The sequence below is a fragment of the Acinetobacter sp. A1-4-2 genome (assembly GCF_040233925.1).
Taxonomy (GTDB): Bacteria; Pseudomonadota; Gammaproteobacteria; order Pseudomonadales; family Moraxellaceae; genus Acinetobacter.
Genome location: NZ_CP157981.1, coordinates 1,710,123 through 1,733,294 on the forward strand (window position 1 = coordinate 1,710,123; position 23,172 = coordinate 1,733,294).

A 23,172-nucleotide genomic window follows, 5' to 3' on the forward strand; every position below is an offset into this window, starting at 1 on the left:
TTTCCCCAATAAAAATTTTAAAAATTATTCTGCAAAGCAAATATTTAATATACCGTCTAACTCATCTAGAGAATGGTATTGAATAACAAGTTTACCCTTACCTTGTTTATTATGGTCAATTTTCACATCTGCGCTGAAACGCTCTGCCAGACGCTGTGTCAGTTGCTGAATATCGGGTGCAATTTCAGCTTTTGGTTTTTCTTGTTTTGGCGTATTCAAGTCGCGCACCAGTTGTTCGGTTTGGCGTACAGATAAACTTTTCTCAATCACATGCTCTGCAACCTTAAACTGATCTTTCGCTTTTAAGGTCAAAATTGCACGCGCATGCCCCATATCTAGCAAGCCTTGCTGCATAAAGTCTTTTACCGATTCAGCCAGTGTCAGTAAACGCAATAAGTTACTGACTGTAGTACGCGCCTTACCGACCGTGTCTGCAATTTCCTGATGACTTAAACCAAATTCTTCATGAAAACGCTGGAGTGCCATCGCCTGATCGATCGGGTTTAAATCTTGACGTTGAATGTTTTCAATCAATGCCAAGGCAATGGCAACCTGATCATTCAAATCACGAACAATTGCAGGAACTTCTGTCAAACCCGCCAGTTGTGCTGCGCGCCAACGACGCTCACCGGCAATAATTTCATAGGGATGCTTTTCATCATCAATTGGACGAATCACAATCGGCTGCATCACCCCATGCTTTTCAATCGATGCTGCCAGTTCCTGAAGATCTTGCTCACGAATAAAACGTCGCGGTTGATATTCACCGCGCTTGAGTAAATGGACATTAATCTGTTTCAGCTGACCATGATCTAACGCTTGAGCTTCCATTTGTAATTTTTCTTTCTGGATTGAGCCAAGCAAGGCATCCAGACCACGACCTTTTGCTAATCCGCGTTTTTTTGTGGTCATGCGTTACTTCCTTTTTTTACTTTACTTTTCTTTAACATTTCAGCTGCCAGATTCAGGTAAGCAACTGCACCCTTGGAGCTTTTTTCAAAATAGATAATCGGCAAACCATGTGCAGGGGCTTCAGCTAAACGCACATTACGCGGAATCACCGTATCATAGAGCTTTTTACCAAAATACTGTTCCAGTTCTTCCGACACATCACGGGTTAAAGCATTACGTGCATCATACATAGTGCGCAAAACGCCCACGATTTGCAGATCCGGATTTAGGGCTTGCTGAATACGGTCAATGGTTTGGGTTAAATCCGCCAAACCTTCCAGAGCATAGTATTCACATTGCATCGGAATCATTACGCCGTGTACGGCAGCCAAGGCATTCACCGTAATCAGACTTAAGCTGGGCGCACAGTCAACAATAATATAATCAAAAGAAGATTCTATTTCTTGCAATGCTTCACGTAAAATATATTCGCGGCTATCCTGTTCGGCAATCGCCAGTTCTACACCGGCCAGATCACGGTTAGCTCCGAGAACTTTATAGCCGACTTCTGCTTTGGTAATTGCAGTTTCAATTGGGACTTCGCCCAATAATACATCAGTGACCGAATACAACAGATCATTTTTCTGAATACCGGAACCCATCGTGGCATTGCCTTGTGAATCCATATCCACAAGTAAAACGCGCTTTTTTAAAACAGCTAACGATGCTGCCAAATTTACTGCGGTTGTGGTTTTACCTACGCCACCTTTTTGGTTCGCAATCGCAATAATTTGTGCCATGGTGACCCCAATCCTTCGAAAAAATTAAATATGTTTCAATAAAAGCAAATGACGTTGTTCGTCTAAACGCGGAACTTTCAGCTCAATAATCTCAAAACTGAATTCATTTTTTAAAGCCTCTACTTCATCCGCAGGGATTAATCCTTTCATCGATGCAATAATACTGTGCGCATGCATAAAAGGTTTAGAAGCGGCAACAAAATCAGTTAAAGAGGCAAATGCACGACTGGTAATGACATCAAACTGACCCAGTTCCTGAATGCTTTCCTCATTTTCGACACGCGTCTGTACGGCAACCACATTTTTTAGTTTTAAATCGGCAATAAACTGTTTCAGGAAACGGATTTTTTTACCGTTCGAGTCTAGCAACACACACTGACGTTCAGGCTGGCATAATGCAATGATCATGCCTGGCATACCTCCACCGGTTCCGATATCCAGCAAGCGGCCTTGAGGCAAATCTTTCAAAATACTCAAGCTATCCAGCAGATGCTTGACCAGCATCTCTTTCGGATCACGAATCGCAGTCAAGTTATATGCTTTATTCCACAGTACCAAAGCATCCTGGTATTTGAGTAATAAATTTAAAGCCTCATCGCTAAGCTCCAAACCCAAAGCTTGACTACCCTGCTTAAGTTCTTTGAAAAACTGGTGCATATACAAATAACGTCTCGAAAAGTTAATGGAAGTATACCGATTTATACAACAAGTCACAGTAGCTTGTGCTTAGTGAATATGCACTTAATCGTACAAGCCTTGCTTAATTTGTTGATCCAGTACATTTAATCGCTCGGGAGTGCCAACATCTACCCAGACACCCTGCATTTTGGATGCAGAAATTTGCTGTTCAAGCATCGCTTGCTTTAATAAAGGTGCCAGTGGTCGTTTACCATTTTCCAGGCCTGCAAACATCGCAGGATGAATCACCGCAACGCCACTATAAGTCAGTGCTTCACCTTGCTGTGCCTGATCAAAAGTATAAGCCCGGCCATGAGCAAGGATAAAGTCACCGTTGGGATGTTGAGCCGGATTATCGACAAAAACCAGATGAGCAAGATCATCCTGCAATTTCACATCAAATAAGGTCGCAAAATCCATGGTGGTCCAGACATCACCATTAACCAGAATAAAAGGTTCTTCGCCCAAAAGCGGTAAGGCATTAATAATCCCCCCCGCAGTTTCTAGTCCTTCACCTTCATGTGACCACAAGATATTGACACCAAATTGCGAGCCATCTCCCAATGCCTGAGCAAGCTTTTCGCCCAACCAGGCCGTATTAATAACAATATCGGTGACGCCAATACTTTGCATTTTTTCAATATGCCAAACGATCAGGGGCTTTCCACCCACTTCCAGCAAGGGTTTTGGCGTATGCAGGGTCAGTGGACGCATACGGTTACCCAGCCCTGCAGCAAGAATCATGGCTTTCATTATGCAGCAACCTCATAACCACCGTATTTTGCTTCAAATTTCGGCATCACCTGAGTTTGAATAAACTGCATAAAGGGTTGCAGTTCTGCATAAGGCTGACTTTCTTCAAGTAAATACCACATCACACGAGGTAGGTCTTTTAAATAGCCAGACTTGCCATCACGTTCGAACAGACGCACAAAGATACCCAAAATTTTGATATGACGCTGAATCGCCATCATGTCGGCATCTTTTTTAAACTGCTCAAAATCACGGTCCTGTTTTGCCGATTCAGGCAACAGATCATAGAAGGTTTTAAACCATGTATAAACACGGTCAGCATTCCATTGCACATAGGCATCGCGGGTAATTGAAATCAGGTCATAGGTATCTGCGCCAATCACAGCATCCTGAAAGTCAATCACCCCCAGATCGGTTTCGCCTGCAATTTTCATCAGGTTACGGCTATGGAAGTCGCGATGTACAATGACTTGCGGTTGCGCCAAAGCCGCGTTGGCTAAAATGGCAAAGGTTCGTTTAATTAAGGCACTTTCTTCTGCTGTTGGCTGAATCTGCAATGACGGCAACATCCAGTCGGTCAACAGTTCCATTTCAGAAATCAGTTTTTCATAAGAATAATTTGGAAAATGATTTGTCCCATCAATGGCTTGTAATTGAATCAGCTGTTTAAAACTTTGCGCATAATAAGCATCTACAGTTTGCTCATTCAGCAAAGTCGAAAGTAAGACATCACCAAAATCTTCGAGTAGCAAGAAGCCCAATTCCAGGTCTTTGGCAACAATATGCGGCACACGCACACCATTATGATCAAAAAATTCATCGATCGTCACAAAAGGCCCACAATCTTCTTTTTCTGGTGGTGCATCCATGAGCATAAATGTTTTATTATTCAATTTGATTCGTGCATAACGACGGAAGCTTGCATCGCCTGCCAAAAAATGCGTCTCAAATTGATCTGAACCAAGTACAGATGTAATCCATGTTTGTATCAATTGTTCACGTTGTGTATTCATTTGCGATAAATTCTAATACAGGCTGAGTTTTTAAAGTGCTAAGTGTAGCCACTTATCAACTTTTTCTCTATGATGCGAGAATAATTAATTGCGATTAAGCATACTTGGTTAATGATACAAATGAAGCATCAGTTTAAATTTAATCCTTTAGCGACTGCTATTTTAACCCTTTTATGTGGCAGCTCGATCTCAAGCTATGCTGAATCTACAATTCCAGCTTCGACTGTCGACAACCAAAAAATGAAAGACAGCATTCAGGAGTCATATCCTGGACAACAATTCTTTGAACAATACTATGTAGACAAATCAGCACCTGAAGCTCAACAACGTCAAGGGCAGTATTTGAGCTCTGCTTATTGCAAAGGCGCCTGGATTACACCAATCAGTCCGGAGACCAAAGCTGCATATCCAGACAATGCCACATCTACAGTGACTGCAGATTATGGTCATTTTGACCCGAATGGCGACTCTGTTCTTGAAGGGAATGTATTAATTGACCAGCAAGGCCGCCAAATTCGTGCCGATAAAATCACCATCGACCAAACCCAAACCTACGCAAATGCACAAGGTCGCGTGCAAATGGCACAAGCCGGCTTACTGGCACAAAGTGACCAGATCAATTACAACTTAAAGACCCAGCAAGGCGATTTAAATAACAGCTTTTATATTTCCGAAGAGCAGCATGCACATGGCCGTGCAGAAAAAATTACCCGTACTTCAGAAAATGTGGTGGTGATGAATAACGCCACCTACAGCACCTGTCCACCCGATGAAAAACCAGGCTGGAAAATTCAGGCTGATAAAATTACCTTAAATAAAGAAACCGGACGCGGTGAAACACGCGGCACCAAACTTTATGTCAAAGAAGTACCGGTGCTTGCAGTACCTTATTTCAACTTCCCGATTGATGACCGTCGCACTACCGGTATTTTGACGCCAGGTTTTGGATTTACCAACGATGGTGGCGTAGAACTTACAGTTCCTGTTTATTTAAACTTGGCACCTAATTACGATGCAACCCTTACACCGCGCTATATCGGTAATCGCGGCGCAATGCTTGAAGGCGAATTCCGCTATTTAACGGAAAATTACGGCACTGGCAGAGTATCGGGCGGCTACTTGGCTGCAGATAACGAATACAATGACCAAGACCGTAAAGGCTTACAATTCTTACATAACTGGCAAATCAACAACCAGTTTTCTACCAATATTGAATATAACTATGTTTCAGATAAAGACTATTTCTCTGATTTAAATAACAATCCCAACTCAAAAACAGAATTAAACTTGCGCCGTGCCTGGCAGCTCAATTACGGCAATGGAATTTCAGGATTATCTGCACAACTCAAAGTTGAAAATTTCCAAACGCTCGATAATACCGTTTCATCTGTAGACCGCCCTTATGCACGTCTGCCACAATTTTTATTGAATTATAAAACTGGCAATCCCTTAGGTTTGCAATATGAATTCAATAATGACACCGCTTACTTTAAAAAAGATATTACTGATTTCAATAGCCCAAACAACGAACCAAGCGGTACCCGTATTTACAATGATTTTGCAGTGCGTTACAACTATCGTACTCCTTGGTCATTTATGATTCCTGAGATTTCACTGCGCAATATAAATACCGTATATGATCAAAATACGATTGCTGCTCAGAATATTAGCTCATCAGATGAAACAAAGACCGTCACCGTCCCCCAATTCACTTTAGATACCGGTTTCACCTTTGAAAAAGAAGGTAAATATCTGCAAACGCTTACTCCTCGCGCTTTTTATGCCTATGCACCATATAAAAACCAGGATGGGCATCCAAACTTTGACTCGGCTCCTGCATCCATCAATTATGATCAGTTATTCAGTCCACGTCGTTTCTATGGACATGACCGTTTAGAAGACAATAATTTCCTGTCTTTAGGACTAAGTTATAGTCTGTTTGATGAAGTAGGTTTGGAACGCTTGAAAACCAGCGTGGGGCAAAGCTTCTTTTTTGAAGATCGCCGGGTAACGCTAGAAAATGAAACTGATCAGCTTGATACTGAACGTCGTACCGGCCCTATCTTAAGTGTATCTAGCCAACTGTCACAAAATTTCACCGTTGGTGCAAATTCTGCATGGATGTCGAATGGTGATAATGCTCAGCGTGATCTGCAACTGTATTACACAGGTAATCAGGGAAATCTTTATAATCTGGGTTATTTCTACCGCAAAGACATTCCGAACCGTCAAGACCAGTATGATCAGGTTGTCGCATCATTCATTCAACCTGTAGCAAATAACTGGCGTATTTTAGGTCATGCCCAATATGACATGGACAATAATGTCGCTCGCGAGTATTTACTCGGTGTAAATTATGAGTCCTGTTGCTGGGGCATTTCGGTGTATGGCCGCTCTTACTATAATGACCTAGACAACGTGAACGATGATGGTGTTTCACCCAAACGTGCCATTATGGCGGAAATTAGCCTCAAAGGCTTAGGTGGCTTCAACAACAAACTTTCATCTTTACTAGAAAACCGTATTTTAGGTTTCAATAATATTAATCAATCTTGGACACAACGTTAATGAAGACAATACAGTTAAAACATTTTTTTAAAGCGACTGCGCTTGCTTTAGCCTTATCTTCATCAATGACTACATTTGCTCAATCCTCAGATGAAGTGGTTGCAGTGGTAGATAACAGTGTTATTTTAAAAAGTGATTTAGAACAAGGTATCGCAGAACTCAAACATCAACTAGAAACACAAAAAAAACAGCTGCCACCAGAACAATATTTACAGCAACAGGCACTTGACCAGCTCATTATTCGTCAAGCACAACTTGAACAAGTTAAACGCTACAATATCAAGCCAAATGAAAGAGAACTGAATGAAGCGGTGCTTAAGGTCGCAGATCAATCTGGAAGCAAAAGTTTAGAAGCCTTCCAGCAAAAGCTTGACGGTATTGCACCGGGGACTTACGAATCCTTGCGCAATCGCATTGCAGAAGATTTAGCAATTAATCGCCTGCGTCAACAAGTGGTGATGTCCCGTATTAAAATTAGCGATCAGGATGTAGAAAACTTCTTAAAGACGCCACAAGGTCAAGCCGCTTTAGGGAACCAAGCGCATGTTATTCATATCCGTGTATCTGGTGATGACCAAGCAGCCTTAGAAAAAACTGCAAAACTTGTCAAAGCTGAACTGAATAACAGCAATGATGTTAAAGCGATTGACCAAAAGTTCACTACCAAGACAGTTAAAGTGGAGGGTGCAGATATGGGCTTTAGAAGCCTGTCTGATATCCCGGCTGAACTGGCAGCCCGTGTAAGCACGTTGCAAGAAGGTCAGACTACAGACCTGATTCCAGTGCGAGACGGTATTCATGTGTTAAAATTGATTGAACGTAAAGGTGGTGCGCAAAAAGCGATCGTATCGCAATACCAGACACGTCACATTCTCATTCAGCCTTCGGAAGTAGTAAGTCCTGAAAATGCCAAACAACAAATTGACAGTATCTATAACCGCTTAAAAGCGGGTGAAGATTTTGCCGTATTGGCATCAACTTTTTCCAATGATCCGGGTTCTGCACGTGATGGCGGCAGCTTAGGCTGGGTGAACCCGGGCGTTATGGTACCTGAATTTGAGGCGCAAATGAAAAACACGGCTGTCGGTCAGATCAGTGCACCCTTCCAGACTCAATTTGGCTGGCACATTCTTCAGGTTACAGATATGCGCCAACAAGATATGACACGTGAATATCAACAACGCATGGCACGTCAAATTCTGGGTGAACGTCAATTCGATGCTGAACTGGATAGCTGGTTACGTGAAATTCGTAGTAATGCCTTTGTAGAAGTCAAAGACCCAAATCTGGACCGTAAAAAAAATAAATAATCCTCAATTGATTTGAGCCCAAAAACCAGTTGTTTAAGCAACTGGTTTTTTATTACCCACAAGAAAACTAATTAAGGTTTATTGATATTTCATATATAAATTTATGCCCAAATTGAGCAAGCATAGATGAATTGTCTACAATCTTTAGTCCATTCATTTGCTTCAAAATAAAAAAGCCTCTCATAAAGAGAGGCTTTTAAGAATTAACAATTAACGATTATTTTCATCGTCTTGAGAATCTTCAAATTTTGTTTCGCCTTCAAAACCTGGGTTTGCTTGACCACCGAAGCCGCCTTGACCACCGAAACCACCTTGGCTACCAAAACCACCTTGGCCACCGAAACCACCTTGGCTACCGAAACCACCTTGGCCACCGAAACCACCTTGATTACCACCGAAGCCACCTTGACCACCGAAGCCACCTTGACCACCGAAGCCACCTTGACCACCGAAGCCACCTTGAGGCTGACCACCACCAAAACCGCCAGCACCTTGAGCACCAGCAGGAGCACCAGCAGGACGTGGATTACGTGCAGGAACAACTGTAGAAATCGCATGTTTGTAAACCATTTGGCTTACAGTATTTTTTAACAAAACTACATATTGGTCAAATGATTCAATATGACCTTGTAATTTAATACCATTCACAAGGAAGATAGAAACAGGAATACGTTCCTTACGGAGAGAATTTAAGAACGGATCTTGTAAAGTTTGACCTTTAGACATGTTATAACTCCAAAAAATTAAAAATCAGCGCAAAAAACTATCTTTATTTCTCAATAAAAATTATAAAAAAGATAGTTATTAAATTTTGCTTTATCCGTAACACTTTCGCAAGTCTTCTTGGGCCTGCTTGACCGTCAAATATGTTTTAAAATTATGCGATTCTTGCAAAGATCTTAACCAAGTATATTGACGTTTTGCCAGTTGTCGTGTTGCAAATAAAGACTTATCCTCCATTTCCTGTCGTTTTTTGATACTTAGATCACTTTTTTGTATAAATTCTAGAGCTTGACGATAACCAACTGAGCGCATGGATGGCAAATTATCATTTAAATCGTATTTTTCAATCAGTCCTTCCACTTCATGTAAAAATCCGATATCCCACATGATTTTTAACCGTTGTTCGATACGCTTGTGTAATTCTACACGATCAGGTAATAAGGCATGATTATGAAATGTGTAGCGATATGGTATATTTTTGGGTTGTTCAGCTTGTAGTTTTGTAATTGGCTGTCCAGTCAGCTTAAATACCTCCAAAGCACGAATGATGCGTTGTTTATCACTGAACTTAAATTTCTGCCCCGCCAGAGCATCAACCTCACATAATTCCTGATAAACCGACTCCCAGCCTTCACGCTCTGCTTTAGCCTCAATTTCTGCACGTACTGCATAATCCGCACTGGGCAAATTACTTGACAATCCCTCTAATAAAGCCTTGAAATACAACATGGTACCACCCACCAGAACAGGTGTTTTACCACGTGCATGAATATCATCAATTAAGCTACAGGCATCTTCTACAAACTGGGCGGCCGAATACACTTCCAAGGGAGTGATAATATCGATTAGATGATGCGGATAACGTGCCTGCTCTTCTTTCGTTGGCTTCGCGGTACCAATGTCCATATCTCGATAAACCAGCGCAGAATCAACAGAGATCAGCTCAAAATGACCCTGCTCATAAAGTTCACATGCCAAAGCGGTTTTACCACTTGCAGTTGGTCCCATTAAATTGATGACCGGCAATTGATTCGACATGTACAACTACTCTCCTCGAGCAAAAAGTTTATCTAATTGTGAAAGTGGAAATGCACGCCAAGTTGGACGTCCATGGTTACACTGACTGGCAAATTCGGTTTGTTCCATTTGCCGCAGTAAAGCATTCATTTCCGAAAGACTTAAAATACGATGCGCACGTACAGCGCCATGACAGGCCATACCTGCTAAAATTTGATCGCGCTTTTGCAACAATCCCTGCACTTCATCATTCGGATCAAGATCATCAAGCAACTCAGGAACCAAAGCAGCAAAATCTGCCTTGTGCAAAATGGCAGGAACACCACGAACAATTACCTGTTCATCGCCATATTGATCTATTTCCAAGCCCAAACGTGCCAACTGTTCTTTTAAATCATCCACCCGCATGGCTTGCATACGGCTAATACTAATTACTTTAGGAATCAGCAATTGTTGTGATGTCCAGAATTCAGGCTTATCCCATGCGGCTTTCATTTGCTGCAACACAATGCGTTCATGTGCGGCATGCATATCGACAATAATCAGGCCTTCAGAGTTTTGTGCCAGAATATAAATGCCATGTAACTGTGCAATAGCGATACCCAGCGGATGTTCATCCACATAAGATGATTGCGGTTTTTCAATATTACCACTATCACTTAGGCTATTTATTTGAGAAAAAACGGTATCAGTTTCTTCCCGTAACGGTGCCAGATAGCTTTTTAAGGCATTATTCAGCTGTTGTGAACCTGCATAGCTATTTGCAGCATGAGATGAAGCATAATGTACCGTTTGCGGACTGCTGGCATTAAAATCACTGAGTAAATCGGTGGAAATTTGCGCTTCCGGTTGTGGCGTATACGCATCTACCGCCTTATGCAGTTGAAATTGTTCCTGATAACGTGGTTGCGGCTGCACAGCAGCAAGCTGATCTGCCTCATCCCTCTTCATGGCTGAAGCCAGTTCAGCTGTGGCCGTTTGAAATTCAGACAACTTTTCTTTAGCAAAATGCCTTACAAACTCATGTACTTCACGCTGATTTAAAAAACGGATTTCATGCTTGGTGGGATGCACATTGACATCAATATTTTCAGGATCAACTTCCAAAAACAGCAAATAGGCAGGATGCTGATGACCGTGCAAAATACCATCATAGGCCATACGTAAGGCATGGGAGATAGTCTTGTCTTTGACAATCCGCCCATTCACATAAACATATTGCAAATCGGCCTGAGCACGCGCATCTGAGGGATGCCCTAACCAGCCAGACAAGCGCATATTGATACTGTCAGCATCAATCCAGTACGCATTTTCGGTAAATTGTCGGCCCAAGAGCTGCTGCACACGCTGAAAACGCAGCTCACCGCTATCTGCAACCGGTAAATTGAGACGAATAGTGTTGTTATGCTCCAATACAAAACGGATATCGAAATGGGTCAATGCCAGACGGCGCACGATTTCTTCAATATGACCAAATTCCGTCGCCTGTTTTTTTAAGAATTTTCGACGTGCGGGCACATTAAAAAATAAATCCTGCACCCGAATATGGGTGCCTTTTTGTGCTGCAACCGCCTGAATTTCCTGATGATCAAAAGCTGTGCCATTCACTTCCACCTGATAACCAATACCTTCATCATTTTGACTGCTAATCAGAGTCAGGCGTGACACCGCAGCAATCGATGCCAAAGCTTCACCACGAAAACCCAAGCTAACAATGGCCTGTAAATCCTCTGCTGTCTGGATTTTACTGGTGGCATGCCGCATGACGGCCAAAGCCAAATCATCAGGATGAACCCCATGACCATTGTCAATGATTTCAATCAGGGTACTGCCGCCTTGCTCAACCCGAATAATAAGCTCCGTCGCACCTGCATCAATTGAATTTTCTAATAATTCTTTGACCACCGATGCTGGACGTTCAATCACCTCACCTGCTGCAATCTGGTTCGCCAGTGCAGGATTAAGGGTATGAATACGACGTTCGCTTAAATTATCACGCATTGTTAAAATGGCTCTCTAATGCTTGGTTTAATGCTGCAGACGAGAAACTTAAACTCGCAGTACGCATCAGTTCATCTTCAGACTTTTCAATATTGATAATCAGGTCAGGCTGTGGAATTTCATCGCCACCTTTGGATGGCCATTCAAATAAAAATAGCGCATTCGGCGTTTCCAAATAGTCACGAATGCCCATCAGCTCCAGTTCATAAGGGTCATTTAAACGGTATAAATCGAAATGGAAGATGTCTTTTCCATGAATATTATACGGTTCCACCAAGGTATAAGTGGGGCTTTTTACCGCCCCTTGATGGCCTAAGCTTTGCAAAAAATAGCGTGTCAGTGTGGTTTTACCCGCGCCTAAATCACCAATTAAATAAATTACACCCGTTGTAAAATGCTGCGCCAAAACCTGTGCTAAATTTTGGGTATCGTCTTCATTGTTTAAAACCAAATTAAATGAATACTGCATATTACTCACGACAAGATTCAAAAGAACAATTATGATAGCATCGCACCGCTTTATTGCCCATGTTCACACTTCCAAATATGGAACTTTTCCTGCATTTCATTGTAAATAGCAGTGATTTTATGCACAGCAGATTGATCTACGACAAATCACATGACCAGTACTGAATTTCTTCCGCCCATGATTGATGGTGTTAGCGCAAGTAAAGTTTTTCTTCCTAAAACCTCTCCTGCACCAGACAGTGTATATCAATATCTTTGTCAGCAATTTCCGCATATCAAGCCTGCTGAATGGCAACAACGTTTTACTGATGCTTTAATTTATGATGCCGCAGGCAATATCTTAACGGTTGATGCACCTTATAATGAAAATAGTCATGTGTTCTATTACCGTTTTTTAGCCCATGAAATACCCATTCCGTTTGAACATAAAGTTTTATTTGAAAACGAACATTTGCTGGTCATCGATAAACCACATTTTTTAACCATTAGTCCGACGGGGCAATACGTACAGGAAACCCTGCTGGTACGATTAAAAAAACAGACCGGCAATGAATTTCTAACCCCGATTCATCGTTTAGATCGCGAAACTGCCGGTGTGGTTTTATTCTCCAAACAGGTTGCCAGCCGTGCAATCTATCAGGAGATGTTCGCCAAACGTGAGGTGAAAAAAACCTATCACGCTATTGCACCGTTTCATGCCACTTTAACATTTCCATGTTATACACGTTATCGTATGGAAAAAGGTGAACCCTTCTATACCATGCAAGTGGTTGAAGGCAAAATAAATAGTGAAACAGAGATTGATCTGATCGAACATGATAGAGCATGGGGAAAATATGAGCTAAAACCAACCACCGGCAAGCAACACCAACTGCGGCTGCACTTAAGTAGTTTAGGCATTGCCATTAAAAACGATCCCTTTTATCCAACAGTACAACATAAAAGAGAAGATGATTTTTCTGCACCACTACAACTGTTAGCCAAACATATTGCATTTATTGATCCCCTGAGTGGACAGAACATGACTTTTTCATCCCATTTTGACCTAACATTGTAATATCTTTGTCATTACAAAATATTTTGGTAAATCGAACGTATGAATATTGAAATTACATTCAATTTGATTAAAATAAATGCTGAAAAGTTAAGTAATTAGACGTATTTAAAAAATCATGAGAAAAACCGAAGTTTATCAAATACGACTGGATTCCCAAGAAAAAAAGCATGCTTTTGCAGTATTTAAACAATTGGGCATTACGCCTGCACAAGCAGTCCGACTATTTTTCAAACAAGTTGTTTTAACAAAATCTATTCCATTTTCTATTGAAAATCAGAATATTAACCTTGATCAACTACAAAAAATCCGAAAATTAAAGCAACAACAAAACACTTCAAACACCTCTACAGAACAGACTGTTTCTCATGATCTGGATGATGACCATCTTGACCTTTTTGAAGAACTGAATGCCATTTTGGGTGAAAGTGACAAAACTTAACACTGTCGCATTTACAAACAAAATTTAGAAAAATTCTCATAAAAACTTAGGTATGCTTCATGCAAAGACTATAAAAAAGCATGGAGTATCGCATGATTGTACGACGCGCCTCTTTAGAAGATTTACACCCCCTTGCTGTTTTATTTGATGAATACCGTCAATTTTATGGTGCTTCTTCTAATCTGGATGTATCTTATCAATTTTTAAAGCAGCGATTTCAAAATCAGGAAAGCATCATTTTCATTCATGTAAAAGATGATATTTTTACCGGTTTTATTTTGTTATATCTCGGCTTTTCATCAGTCGCCTGTAGCACCTATTACATTCTGGATGATGTTTACGTCACCCCGACTTTTCGTCGTCAGGGTTCAGCCAAACAGCTCATCGATACTGCGATTTTATTTGCACGTCATGAAAACGCTCAACGTATCAGCCTACAAACGCAAAAGAATAATTATCAATCCCATCAGCTTTATCAAAAAATGGGTTTTGTCAAAGATGATGAATTCCAAACCTATCATTGTTTCCTGAAATAACAATTAAGCTGTCATTCTTGTCTTGGCTAATTCCACCTGTTCGGGGCTTAAATAGATCCAATGCCCTTCTTGTAAATCTGTTAACTCCAAAGCGCCAATCTGCTGACGATGCAATCGCTCTACTTTATTCCCCACTGCGGCCAGCATGCGTTTGACCTGATGATAAACGCCCTGATGAATAGTCAGCTGCAATTCATGTTCAGCCAGTAGAATGATATCAGTCGCGGCAAAAATACCCGATTCATTGCGCAATTCCACTCCCTGCTTTAACTGCTGAATATGCTCTTCCGTTACAGGATCAGCGGTTTGCATACGGTAGACTTTGGCCACATGTTTTTTCGGATGGGTTAAGGCCTGTAGAAATTGTCCATCATCAGTCAATAACAACAGTCCACTGGTGTCCTGATCTAGACGCCCCACACACTGCAAACCGCGATTCATCAATACATCATCAAATAAATCGAATACGCTAAAATGATGGGTGGCCTGGTGAGAACACTCATAACCTTGCGGCTTGTTTAAGGCAATATACACTTTTTCCCGATAAGCAAATGTTTCGCCATAGACCGTAAATGTTAAATTATTCAAATCCAGTTTATGTTTTGGATTGCTGATGACTTCCCCTTGAATGGCAATCGCTCCGTTTTTAATGAGCTGCTGGCAATGTTTACGCGAACCAAAACCCTGGGATTGCAACATCTTTTCCAACAACATAGACCTGACCTTTTACTCTCACGGAATGCGCATTCTATACTGAAATGAGGGCTATTTTTATTGTTCCTGCTTTTTCGGGCAAATCTTCCATCAAAACCTTATACAATAGCAATGATTTATAAATTTCTCCCTTAAAATAATGTCCCATCTAGATTTAAACCTGATTGTCCTGCTGGTTTTATTGGCCTGTGGTATCTTTAGCCATAATAGTGCCGTAACGATTGCTGCAGGTGTACTAATCGTTTTTCGCATTACCCCGCTGAGTGAATATTTTCCCTATCTGCAACAACATGGTTTAAATATTGGCATCATTATTTTAACTATTGGCGTTCTGACTCCGATTGCCAGTGGCAAAATTCCCGGCGATGCCATTTTAAAATCGTTTTTAAGCTTTAAATCATTACTTGCCATCGCCATTGGCGTACTGGTCGCATGGCTGGGTGGACGCGGAGTCAAACTGATGAGCAATCAGCCTGACGTGGTTGCAGGCTTGCTGATTGGTACGGTTGCAGGTGTGGCAGTATTGCGCGGCATTCCTGTCGGCCCTTTAATTGCAGCAGGGATATTAACTCTGTTTATTGGTCATTCTTGATTTTTTATTCTTAAGCCTGACAACGGATGATTGACAGGCTTGATCTGCACAATTTATGCAGCTTTTCGAAATAAAATTCTGGTTAAAAGCATGCCAATCAGGGACATGCTTGCCATTAAAATTCCCACCCAAAACCATCCACCTGTGGCCAGTACAATTGAGGCAATCAAAGGCGGCAACAGAAATTGTGATGTGGCGGAAAATTGCAAGACTAATCCTATTGTAGTGGTAATGGCAATCGGCTTTGCGGAAAAATTTAATACTTGAGAAAACACGACCGCTGCGACCAAACCGCCAAATAATGAAAAGCTCAAAACCAATATAAATTGCAGAATAAAGGGCAAGAATTCGCGTAACAGATAAAAACTCAGGGCACAGACCATTAAGATGGCAAAACCGGTTTGGACTAAAGTTTGAGGCCGCAAACCACGCTGTAACAGTAAACCACACACAAAGGTGCCAACAGCATTGGCAATCGCTACGATTGCCGTTAAGGCTCCTGCCACAGCTAAAGGAATTTGATATTGCTGATAAATGCTGGGCAAAAATCCCACCAGACTCAACCATTGTCCGGCATATACACCAAAAATAGCGGCCAGAATCCAGGCTGGAGGATGTTTTAAAGTCAGTTTAATTAAATCAAATATTGCAACCGACTGGGTATGGGTCTGCACTGCGGGAATAACCCTATAAATCACAACTGCCAAAGCAAGTGATAATCCTCCGAAACACATCCAAACCCCTTGCCAGCCCATACTATTGATCAGGAATGGCGTACACAGTAAGCCTATTCCCATTCCGCCTCCCATATAGGCGCTCCATAGCCCCGTCTTGGCTTGTAACTGCTCGAGTGGAACCAGTTGGCGGATAAAAGCAGGCCCACTTAAGGTAATCAGTAAAAATCCGAAACCTTCAACCACACGCAGTGCCAGCAATGCCGGGAATTCCTGCACAAAACCACCCGTAAAACTGGCGAATGCGAGTAAACTCAAGCCCAATAGTACACAGCGTTTTAAGCCAATTTTAGCGGTATAACTACCCAGCACGAGTGCCATGCACATACCGGCAACCTGTACCAGAGACAATAAAAAACCGGCTTGCACCAAGCTGATGCCTAACTCGGCTTGGAGTACAGGAACCGCGGGTGGCAACTTGCCTACATGCATGGCAGCGACAAATCCTGCTGCAATAATCCATAAATCTTTGCTGAGCCAACGCACGGCACTCACAACCTTCTCCTTCGGCAATTCCAGCGTTAGACTAGCAAGAATAAAAACGATTATTTATCGTTGATTTGAATAAGCTAAGAGCTTGCAACAATCAATCTAGCATTGACTCGGATCATGAAAAAATTCCCTATAAGGCTTTGATTCTATATAGGATTCAAGCACGATTTTTTAAGCAGAATAATACGGATTACGCTTTTGCGAGAATTTTTCCAGTTGTTTCAGGAAACCTTCAAAATAGCTTTTTTCTTTTTCTTCAGTTCGATAACCCGCATACAAGGTCCGGCGCAAACCACTCGCAGAAACGCAATCCAAACGGCGCGAAGTCACCCATCCCTTTTGTTCATATTCATTCACCACCCAGTCTGGAAGTGCAGCAATACCTCGCCCACTGGCCACCAGTTGAATCAGCATTTGGGTTAAATCCGTGGTCCGGATCTGTTTGGGTTGAATATTGGCAGGAATAAACAGTTTCGCCATGATATCCAGACGGTGCTTATCTACCGGATAAGTAATCAGAGTTTCCTCTGCCAATTCCTGCACGGTAATACGTTCTGCACGAACCAGTGGATGAGTGTTCGACAAGACCAGACGTGATTCATATTCAAAAATCGGAAAATATTCGATGCCTTTTAAGGCAATCGGATCTGCCGTAATTAACAGGTCAAATTCGGCATTTTGCAGCAGTTCATGTGGATTGGCTTCAAAGCCGGAAGCAAAATCCAGATCTACATCTGGATATAAGTGGCGATACTGGTTGAGCAGTGGCATTAACCAGTCAAAACAGCTATGACATTCAGAGGAGAAAATAATACGCCCAGTCTGGCCATGCACAATACGGGTAATATCTGTCTGGGTAATCTGAATTTGTGGCAGTACATCATCTGCCAGTTTGAGCAAACGCTGCCCTACATTAGAGAAAGTGACAGGACGGCTGCGGCGATTGACTACCTCTACCCCATACCAGTGATCGAGTTCTTTTAACTGATGTGAAATGGCCGATGGTGTTAAACACAGGTCATTGGCAGCAGCCACCAGTGAACCATGTTCACGCAAAGCAGTCAGTGTTTTTAAATGGCGAATTTCTAGCATATTAATAGTCATTCCAACAGAGCATAATTTTTGAGACCTTGTACGCGAAGCCCAAAAGCAAAAAATCATATAATGAATAAAAATAATTTTAACATGAGAATAATGAGTTTGATTCATCTTTATTTTTGTTCGATGATACTTGCAACAAAATGAGATCATCTATCTCCCTGGAAATATCATGACTTTAACTACACATATTTTGGGCTACCCACGCATTGGTGCAAAACGTGAACTTAAATTTGCAGAAGAAAGCTATTGGAAAGGTGAAATAACTCAAGCAGAATTTTTAGCAAAAGCCCAAGCGCTAGAAGCAAGTAACTGGCAAGCACAAATAGATGCCGGCTTATCTTTGGTGACTGTGGGTGACTTTGTATTTTATGACAGTATTTTAACCCATGCCGTGCGTTTAGGGGTAATTCCAGCCCGCTTTAAAGAAGCTGAAAAGCTAAATCAAGTTGATCAACAGTTCTATTTGGCACGGGGTCGTGCACCCCACTGCACCGATGTTGCTGCACTAGAAATGACCAAATGGTTTGACACCAACTACCACTACTTAGTACCTGAATTAAATTCAGCACAACAGTTTAAAGCTGATTTTTCTGATTTACTGGCGCAAGTCGATCGCGCCAAGGCATTGAATCAACCGCTTAAAGTGGTACTCCCTGGTTTAGTCAGCTTTCTGTATTTATCCCGTATTGTCGATGCAAATACAGCAGAAGCAGAAAAACATGCCTGTGAATGTGGAAATGATCATGCTGACATAAGTGCAGATCAGGCAAATTTAAAATTTGTAGATGCATTGCTGCCAATTTACGCAGCATTATTCGATGAACTCGAAGCACGCGGCGTAGAATATGTACAGGTCGATGAACCGGCTTTAGTACTTGATCTTGCACCAGAATGGCAAGCTGCATTTGAACAGGTTTATCATCTGTTACAACGTCATGATTGTTTAAAATTGATTGTGGCAAGTTATTTTGAAACTCTAGGTGCCAATTTAAATCTTGCTGTCAATCTCCCAGTTGCAGGCTTACACATTGACATTACCCGTGAAAAAGTGGGTGAGTTTTTCTGGAAAAAAGTCATTGACCAATTACCCACACACAAAATCTTGTCTTTGGGCTTAATCAACGGTCGTAGTGTTTGGGCAAGTGACCTAGTGGCCCTGAATGATATTGTTCAAACAGCACAAAAATCTTTAGGTGAGCGTTTATGGCTTGCTACGGGCTGTTCATTGCTGCACGTGCCGGTTGATCTGCGTTCTGAAACTATTCCTGCTGAAGTAGACGGCAAACTTGCTTTTGCCCGCCAAAAACTAGAGGAGCTTGTCGCCTTAGCAAACGGTCACATTTATGCAAATGAAAAACTTTCTAAAGCTGTGGATACACCATTTGATTTAGTGGCCCAATCTCGCCAAGCACCGTTTGAAATTCGTTTCAAGGCCCAACAAGAAAAGCTGAAATTGCCTTTGATCCCGACCACGACCATCGGTTCATTCCCACAAACTGCTGAAATTCGTGCAGCACGTGCAGCCTGGAATAACGGAAATTTGACCAACGATGCCTATGAAGCAGCAATGAAAGAAGAAATCGCATATGCGATTCAACAGCAAGAAGAACTTGGTCTAGATGTTCTGGTACATGGTGAAGCCGAACGTACCGACATGGTTGAATACTTTGCAGGTCTGCTGGACGGCTTCTGGTTATCCAAGTTTGGTTGGGTTCAGTCTTACGGTAGTCGCTGTGTTCGCCCGCCAATCATCGTGGGGGATATCACTCGTCCAAATGCCATGACAATGAAATGGATTGAGTATGCCAATACCTTATCTGACAAGATTGTCAAAGGCATGTTGACCGGCCCGGTTACTATTCTAAACTGGTCATTCCCTCCTGCGCATCGGACTCGTCGTGAAGTATGTTTACAGCTGGCTGAAGCAATCCGTCAGGAAGTCTCTGATCTGCAAGATGCTGGTGTCGAAATTATCCAGATTGATGAAGCGGCATTCCGTGAAGGTTTACCCCTACGTAAAGCCGATCAGGCTGAATACTGGAATTGGGCGGTAAAATCGTTCAAACACTGTTCAAGCAGCGCACGTGTGGATACGCAAATTCATACCCACATGTGTTATTCAGACTTTAAAGACTGCCTGCCACAAATCACAGCGATGGATGCAGATGTCATCACGATTGAAACTTCCCGTTCAGGTTTACAGCTGTTAGACGTGTTCCACGAGCAAGGTTATCCCAATGCAGTTGGTCCAGGTGTGTATGACATTCACAGTCCACGTACCCCTACCAGTGACAACATGCGTACCGTGATTGATGGTGTATTAAAAACCATTCCTGCTGAACGTTTATGGGTCAATCCAGACTGCGGCTTAAAAACACGTGGTTGGGCTGAGACGAAAATAGCACTGGCAACGCTAGTGAAAATGACCAAAGAAGTACGTAAAGAGCTGCAAGCTGCATAATCCAGATCGCACAATAAAAATAGCTCCTTTATCGGAGCTATTTTTAGCATCCAATTCAGGATGAACTAACTAAAATTATAATATTGTCCTGTACTAAAATCATACAGTGTTATGGTCGAGCCAGAAATGGTAATTTCGTAGTAACTTGAGTTGCCATAATGATAGCCTTCGTATTTTTTTATGCCTTTCTTTTTTAAACTGATAAATTCGCTATGCCCATAATCATACAGGTTAAATTCCCGGCCGGTGTTTCGTCCCTCAAAAACAGCTGATCGGTGATAATCATAAAGTTTTGCCTCGCCCGCATTGACGTTACCGCTGATTTGAGAATAGGCACTTTCATTGTAATCATAAATATTTGACTTATGATTGCCGAATTCCAGCTTGGCCACCACCAAAGCCAAAGCCGCTCGCTGATACTGTCGCATATATTTTTCCTTTTCATTTTTATTCTTTTTCGTCAGTCAAAAAATCATCCTATTTTCTAACTTTAAAACTTATTTAAATAGTTGTGATTCCCCAAACACCATAACAAACTATTTTTCCAGCTCAAAATAATATTTAATCAGACTACCCTTTGGTCATTTTCTTGTTCATACCCAATGAAAATCAGGTATTCAAATTTGTTATGTATAGCTAATTAAAAATTATAAGCTACATTAACTTAAATCCCATCTCCAAGGCTTCTCGAATCGATTTGTCTTGTTGGCTGACAATACCTCTAACTTTTCTTTTGAGCACAGACCACGCTTTTTCAATCGGATTGAGATCTGGACTATAAGCCGGTAAATACATGAGTCTGGCATTGTATTGGAGAGCCAATTCGTCAATTTCTTTACCTTTGTGAATCGAAGCATTATCTAAAATCAGAAAGTGCTTTTGATGCTGACCATTTCTATCTTTAGGTAAACTTTTCAGTAAATATTCAAGCCAACCAACAAAAGTGCTGCGGTCATATGAACCCTGAAAGATCAATGGAGCAATGAATTTGAAGGGTGCACTTGATCGAATAGCACTGATCATACTCAGTCTGGTTCCATGCCCACCCGATTTTAATGCATAGCAACGTTTCCCTTTCTCAGACCAACCATACTCAGAGGTTTCATTGGTATTTATGCCGGATTCATCAATATATAAAACCTGCTCTTCACCATATTGCTGTTTCCATTGTGGCAGGAACCACTGAAATACGGCTCGTCCTATTTTGCAGGCTTGTCTGTAGAGAAAACTCTTTTTTTATGTGTCCAGCCCAGCTTATGTAATGCTTTCAGGATGACATGATAGCCCACAGAATAACCAAACTGCTTTTCAAATAAAGGAACTAAATCCTTTGCCTGAGAAAATTTTGTTGTTTCCACAAATTTTTTAAATCCTTGAATATCTTTAATAACTGAAGGCCTTCCTGCATTGCGAGGTTTGGGTTGCTTCAATTGCCCAGTCTTTTGTTCAAGTAGAATCCAGTCATCCAAGGTTGTTCTAGCGATATTAAATAGTTCGCAAGTTTTAGATTTATGATGTGTTTCTTTATAGAAAAGCATTACTTTTTCACGTAAATCAACTGAATAAATTTTTGGCATAGGATCAGGGCGTAATGATTTCTCTGATTGTAGCTCATATTAAATTAATATCTATACACCTCAATTCAGCAATAAAGACAACTCTAAACTGGATGAAGATTTCCGCTTGACCCCTCTTAGGCATGCAAAAGGACCGTAAATAATGATTCATAAACTCTTAATTTTAATCTGGCAATTTTTTTCCACAATGTGGGCAATAGGCATATTGCTCGCGTTCTTGCTTCAATGCTTCTTCCCGTTGCTCGCGCAGCAACTGGAAAATAATATTGCGCGTTTGCTCTGAAGTGAGTCCCACCTCTTTACGCATACTTTCTATTTTTTCCTGATCATTGAATAGATCAATTTCAGAACTTTGCAATAACTCTCTAAATTTTAATTCCAGATTCTGCTTACGCTGTTCCAGTTCATAGGTCAGGCCGGTTGCCAAGATACCTGCCGGTAAAGCGGCCAGCCCTACACCCAAAATGGTAATAATTGCGCCCAAAAAACGCCCCAAAGGAGTAATCGGCGTCACATCTCCATAACCCACAGTGGTCAGCGTTACTACCGCCCACCACATCGATGCTGGAATTGAAGTAAACACCTCAGGTTGAGCTTTACTTTCGACCACGTAAATACAGGCGGCAGCCATCACAATCATGATGCTTAAAATAAAGAGAACCGCCTGAAAAGACCCTTTTTCACGTTCAATCACGCGCAATAGAATTTGTAGGGAGACAAAATAGCGTGTCAACTTTAACAATCGCATGAGCCGTAAAATTCTCAGGAAGCGTAAATCAATCGGCACCCAGAAATTAATATAAGCCGGCAAGATGGCAAATAAATCAATGATTGCTGCACCACTTTTGACCCAGTTCAGGCGATTCTTCCAGGCACTGTAAAATGGATTTTCTTCGGCAACTGACCAAAAACGGAGTAAATATTCAAGCGAAAAAATAAAGATAGAAAAGTATTCGAAAAAATCGAAAAATGCCGCATAGGATTGATACACATCATTTACCGACTCCAATAATATGGCTGCCGCATTACCCAGGATCAATAAAATTAAAAAATAGTTGATCGTCCGACTAAACCTGGTTTCGTAGTCTTCATTATGTAAATTGTTATAAACGAATCTTCTTAGTGTATACCACGTGCTAAATGCCATAGCCGTACATATTGTAATTTAAAGGCTGTAGTTTAACTCAAGTTGGAAAAGATGTAATGCGTGGCAAGCCAAGAAGCCCTCATCACGCATTCATTTTACT

At 41.5% G+C, this 23,172-nt stretch carries 23 protein-coding genes; 7 read left to right on the forward strand and 16 right to left on the reverse strand.

Going from position 1 to position 23,172, the window contains the following annotated elements:
* Window positions 1-24 precede the first annotated feature (24 nt).
* The 5 genes from ABJ384_RS08455 to ABJ384_RS08475 form a co-directional block, all read right to left on the reverse strand.
* On the reverse strand, window positions 25-912 hold the full coding sequence (locus tag ABJ384_RS08455) for a ParB/RepB/Spo0J family partition protein (RefSeq protein ID WP_349926733.1): 888 nt from the start codon (window positions 910-912) through the stop codon (window positions 25-27).
* Window positions 909-1,691: a ParA family protein gene (locus tag ABJ384_RS08460; RefSeq protein ID WP_349926735.1), complete on the reverse strand. Its 783-nt coding sequence runs from the start codon at window positions 1,689-1,691 to the stop codon at window positions 909-911. The genes ABJ384_RS08455 and ABJ384_RS08460 overlap by 4 nt, the downstream gene beginning before the upstream one ends.
* Window positions 1,692-1,715: 24 nt before the next feature.
* The gene (gene rsmG, locus ABJ384_RS08465; protein ID WP_180080359.1) at window positions 1,716-2,348 is read right to left on the reverse strand and encodes a 16S rRNA (guanine(527)-N(7))-methyltransferase RsmG; all 633 of its coding nucleotides are present in this window, start codon (window positions 2,346-2,348) and stop codon (window positions 1,716-1,718) included.
* Window positions 2,349-2,432: 84 nt separating this feature from the next.
* Entirely contained in the window at window positions 2,433-3,122 is a 690-nt protein-coding gene (gene murU, locus ABJ384_RS08470) for an N-acetylmuramate alpha-1-phosphate uridylyltransferase MurU (RefSeq protein ID WP_349926737.1), read from the reverse strand.
* Window positions 3,122-4,135, reverse strand: a complete 1,014-nt coding sequence (locus ABJ384_RS08475; RefSeq protein ID WP_349926739.1) for a phosphotransferase — start codon at window positions 4,133-4,135, stop codon at window positions 3,122-3,124. Before ABJ384_RS08475 ends, murU begins: the two co-directional genes overlap by 1 nt.
* A gap of 120 nt (window positions 4,136-4,255) precedes the next feature.
* Here ABJ384_RS08475 and lptD point away from each other — a divergent pair, with 120 nt between their 5' ends.
* Window positions 4,256-6,703: an LPS assembly protein LptD gene (gene lptD / locus ABJ384_RS08480; protein ID WP_349926741.1), complete on the forward strand. Its 2,448-nt coding sequence runs from the start codon at window positions 4,256-4,258 to the stop codon at window positions 6,701-6,703.
* Window positions 6,703-8,013: a peptidylprolyl isomerase gene (locus ABJ384_RS08485; protein WP_349926743.1), complete on the forward strand. Its 1,311-nt coding sequence runs from the start codon at window positions 6,703-6,705 to the stop codon at window positions 8,011-8,013. Before lptD ends, ABJ384_RS08485 begins: the two co-directional genes overlap by 1 nt.
* 210 nt (window positions 8,014-8,223) lie before the next feature.
* Here the strand turns inward: ABJ384_RS08485 and hfq are convergent, their stop codons facing one another.
* From hfq to tsaE, 4 genes are all read right to left on the reverse strand, one after another.
* On the reverse strand, window positions 8,224-8,739 hold the full coding sequence (gene hfq, locus ABJ384_RS08490; protein WP_086195493.1) for an RNA chaperone Hfq: 516 nt from the start codon (window positions 8,737-8,739) through the stop codon (window positions 8,224-8,226).
* Window positions 8,740-8,829: 90 nt separating this feature from the next.
* Window positions 8,830-9,774: a tRNA (adenosine(37)-N6)-dimethylallyltransferase MiaA gene (gene miaA, locus ABJ384_RS08495; RefSeq protein WP_349926746.1), complete on the reverse strand. Its 945-nt coding sequence runs from the start codon at window positions 9,772-9,774 to the stop codon at window positions 8,830-8,832.
* Between the two features lie 6 nt (window positions 9,775-9,780).
* Window positions 9,781-11,754, reverse strand: a complete 1,974-nt coding sequence (mutL, locus tag ABJ384_RS08500) for a DNA mismatch repair endonuclease MutL (RefSeq protein WP_349926748.1) — start codon at window positions 11,752-11,754, stop codon at window positions 9,781-9,783.
* Window positions 11,747-12,223, reverse strand: coding sequence for a tRNA (adenosine(37)-N6)-threonylcarbamoyltransferase complex ATPase subunit type 1 TsaE (gene tsaE, locus ABJ384_RS08505; RefSeq protein ID WP_349929724.1), 477 nt, complete (start codon window positions 12,221-12,223; stop codon window positions 11,747-11,749). Before tsaE ends, mutL begins: the two co-directional genes overlap by 8 nt.
* Before the next feature lie 150 nt (window positions 12,224-12,373).
* On the opposite strand from tsaE, the gene ABJ384_RS08510 reads away from it, so the two are divergent.
* From ABJ384_RS08510 to ABJ384_RS08520, 3 genes are all read left to right on the forward strand, one after another.
* Window positions 12,374-13,279 carry a pseudouridine synthase gene (locus tag ABJ384_RS08510; protein ID WP_200222667.1) on the forward strand — a complete coding sequence of 302 codons (906 nt, stop codon included), beginning with the start codon at window positions 12,374-12,376 and terminating at the stop codon, window positions 13,277-13,279.
* Between the two features lie 115 nt (window positions 13,280-13,394).
* Entirely contained in the window at window positions 13,395-13,718 is a 324-nt protein-coding gene (locus ABJ384_RS08515; RefSeq protein ID WP_349926750.1) for a type II toxin-antitoxin system RelB/DinJ family antitoxin, read from the forward strand.
* 92 nt (window positions 13,719-13,810) lie between these two features.
* On the forward strand, window positions 13,811-14,254 hold the full coding sequence (locus tag ABJ384_RS08520) for a GNAT family N-acetyltransferase (RefSeq protein ID WP_086195499.1): 444 nt from the start codon (window positions 13,811-13,813) through the stop codon (window positions 14,252-14,254).
* Between the two features lie 3 nt (window positions 14,255-14,257).
* Here ABJ384_RS08520 and ABJ384_RS08525 read toward each other — a convergent pair whose 3' ends face one another.
* A complete protein-coding gene (locus tag ABJ384_RS08525; protein WP_349926752.1) occupies window positions 14,258-14,968 on the reverse strand; it encodes a pseudouridine synthase in 711 nt (236 codons plus the stop codon).
* A 136-nt stretch (window positions 14,969-15,104) separates the two neighbouring features.
* Here ABJ384_RS08525 and ABJ384_RS08530 point away from each other — a divergent pair, with 136 nt between their 5' ends.
* Entirely contained in the window at window positions 15,105-15,560 is a 456-nt protein-coding gene (locus ABJ384_RS08530; protein ID WP_349929725.1) for a DUF441 domain-containing protein, read from the forward strand.
* 53 nt (window positions 15,561-15,613) lie between these two features.
* Here the strand turns inward: ABJ384_RS08530 and ABJ384_RS08535 are convergent, their stop codons facing one another.
* Entirely contained in the window at window positions 15,614-16,789 is a 1,176-nt protein-coding gene (locus tag ABJ384_RS08535; RefSeq protein WP_349926754.1) for an MFS transporter, read from the reverse strand.
* A 168-nt stretch (window positions 16,790-16,957) separates the two neighbouring features.
* Entirely contained in the window at window positions 16,958-17,878 is a 921-nt protein-coding gene (locus tag ABJ384_RS08540) for a LysR family transcriptional regulator (protein ID WP_086195502.1), read from the reverse strand.
* A gap of 178 nt (window positions 17,879-18,056) precedes the next feature.
* Between ABJ384_RS08540 and metE the strand changes: the two genes are divergently transcribed.
* Window positions 18,057-20,348, forward strand: a complete 2,292-nt coding sequence (gene metE / locus ABJ384_RS08545; protein WP_349926756.1) for a 5-methyltetrahydropteroyltriglutamate--homocysteine S-methyltransferase — start codon at window positions 18,057-18,059, stop codon at window positions 20,346-20,348.
* A gap of 65 nt (window positions 20,349-20,413) precedes the next feature.
* Here the strand turns inward: metE and ABJ384_RS08550 are convergent, their stop codons facing one another.
* The 4 genes from ABJ384_RS08550 to ABJ384_RS08565 all read right to left on the reverse strand — a co-directional run bounded on the left by ABJ384_RS08550 (window position 20,414) and on the right by ABJ384_RS08565 (window position 23,072).
* Entirely contained in the window at window positions 20,414-20,776 is a 363-nt protein-coding gene (locus ABJ384_RS08550; protein WP_349926758.1) for a hypothetical protein, read from the reverse strand.
* 226 nt (window positions 20,777-21,002) lie between these two features.
* Entirely contained in the window at window positions 21,003-21,551 is a 549-nt protein-coding gene (locus ABJ384_RS08555) for an IS630 family transposase (RefSeq protein ID WP_349929726.1), read from the reverse strand.
* Window positions 21,548-21,925 (reverse strand): IS630 transposase-related protein, encoded by a 378-nt coding sequence (locus ABJ384_RS08560; protein WP_349926760.1) that lies wholly within the window; start codon window positions 21,923-21,925, stop codon window positions 21,548-21,550. Before ABJ384_RS08560 ends, ABJ384_RS08555 begins: the two co-directional genes overlap by 4 nt.
* A 163-nt stretch (window positions 21,926-22,088) precedes the next feature.
* Window positions 22,089-23,072 carry an ion transporter gene (locus tag ABJ384_RS08565; RefSeq protein WP_086195505.1) on the reverse strand — a complete coding sequence of 328 codons (984 nt, stop codon included), beginning with the start codon at window positions 23,070-23,072 and terminating at the stop codon, window positions 22,089-22,091.
* Between the last annotated feature and the right edge of the window lie 100 nt (window positions 23,073-23,172).

Bases quoted from the DNA above. Each gene is read 5' to 3' on its own strand.
- tsaE (WP_349929724.1), bottom strand. From the start codon at position 12,223: ATGCAGTATTCATTTAATTTGGTTTTAAACAATGAAGACGATACCCAA.
- rsmG (WP_180080359.1), bottom strand. From the start codon at position 2,348: ATGCACCAGTTTTTCAAAGAACTTAAGCAGGGTAGTCAAGCTTTGGGT.
- ABJ384_RS08560 (WP_349926760.1), bottom strand. From the start codon at position 21,925: ATGCCAAAAATTTATTCAGTTGATTTACGTGAAAAAGTAATGCTTTTC.
- ABJ384_RS08540 (WP_086195502.1), bottom strand. From the start codon at position 17,878: ATGCTAGAAATTCGCCATTTAAAAACACTGACTGCTTTGCGTGAACAT.
- ABJ384_RS08565 (WP_086195505.1), bottom strand. From the start codon at position 23,072: ATGGCATTTAGCACGTGGTATACACTAAGAAGATTCGTTTATAACAAT.
- ABJ384_RS08525 (WP_349926752.1), bottom strand. From the start codon at position 14,968: ATGTTGTTGGAAAAGATGTTGCAATCCCAGGGTTTTGGTTCGCGTAAA.
- ABJ384_RS08475 (WP_349926739.1), bottom strand. From the start codon at position 4,135: ATGAATACACAACGTGAACAATTGATACAAACATGGATTACATCTGTA.
- ABJ384_RS08520 (WP_086195499.1), top strand. From the start codon at position 13,811: ATGATTGTACGACGCGCCTCTTTAGAAGATTTACACCCCCTTGCTGTT.
- lptD (WP_349926741.1), top strand. From the start codon at position 4,256: ATGAAGCATCAGTTTAAATTTAATCCTTTAGCGACTGCTATTTTAACC.
- miaA (WP_349926746.1), bottom strand. From the start codon at position 9,774: ATGTCGAATCAATTGCCGGTCATCAATTTAATGGGACCAACTGCAAGT.
- hfq (WP_086195493.1), bottom strand. From the start codon at position 8,739: ATGTCTAAAGGTCAAACTTTACAAGATCCGTTCTTAAATTCTCTCCGT.
- ABJ384_RS08460 (WP_349926735.1), bottom strand. From the start codon at position 1,691: ATGGCACAAATTATTGCGATTGCGAACCAAAAAGGTGGCGTAGGTAAA.
- ABJ384_RS08515 (WP_349926750.1), top strand. From the start codon at position 13,395: ATGAGAAAAACCGAAGTTTATCAAATACGACTGGATTCCCAAGAAAAA.
- ABJ384_RS08510 (WP_200222667.1), top strand. From the start codon at position 12,374: ATGACCAGTACTGAATTTCTTCCGCCCATGATTGATGGTGTTAGCGCA.
- ABJ384_RS08550 (WP_349926758.1), bottom strand. From the start codon at position 20,776: ATGCGACAGTATCAGCGAGCGGCTTTGGCTTTGGTGGTGGCCAAGCTG.
- mutL (WP_349926748.1), bottom strand. From the start codon at position 11,754: ATGCGTGATAATTTAAGCGAACGTCGTATTCATACCCTTAATCCTGCA.
- ABJ384_RS08485 (WP_349926743.1), top strand. From the start codon at position 6,703: ATGAAGACAATACAGTTAAAACATTTTTTTAAAGCGACTGCGCTTGCT.
- ABJ384_RS08455 (WP_349926733.1), bottom strand. From the start codon at position 912: ATGACCACAAAAAAACGCGGATTAGCAAAAGGTCGTGGTCTGGATGCC.
- murU (WP_349926737.1), bottom strand. From the start codon at position 3,122: ATGAAAGCCATGATTCTTGCTGCAGGGCTGGGTAACCGTATGCGTCCA.
- metE (WP_349926756.1), top strand. From the start codon at position 18,057: ATGACTTTAACTACACATATTTTGGGCTACCCACGCATTGGTGCAAAA.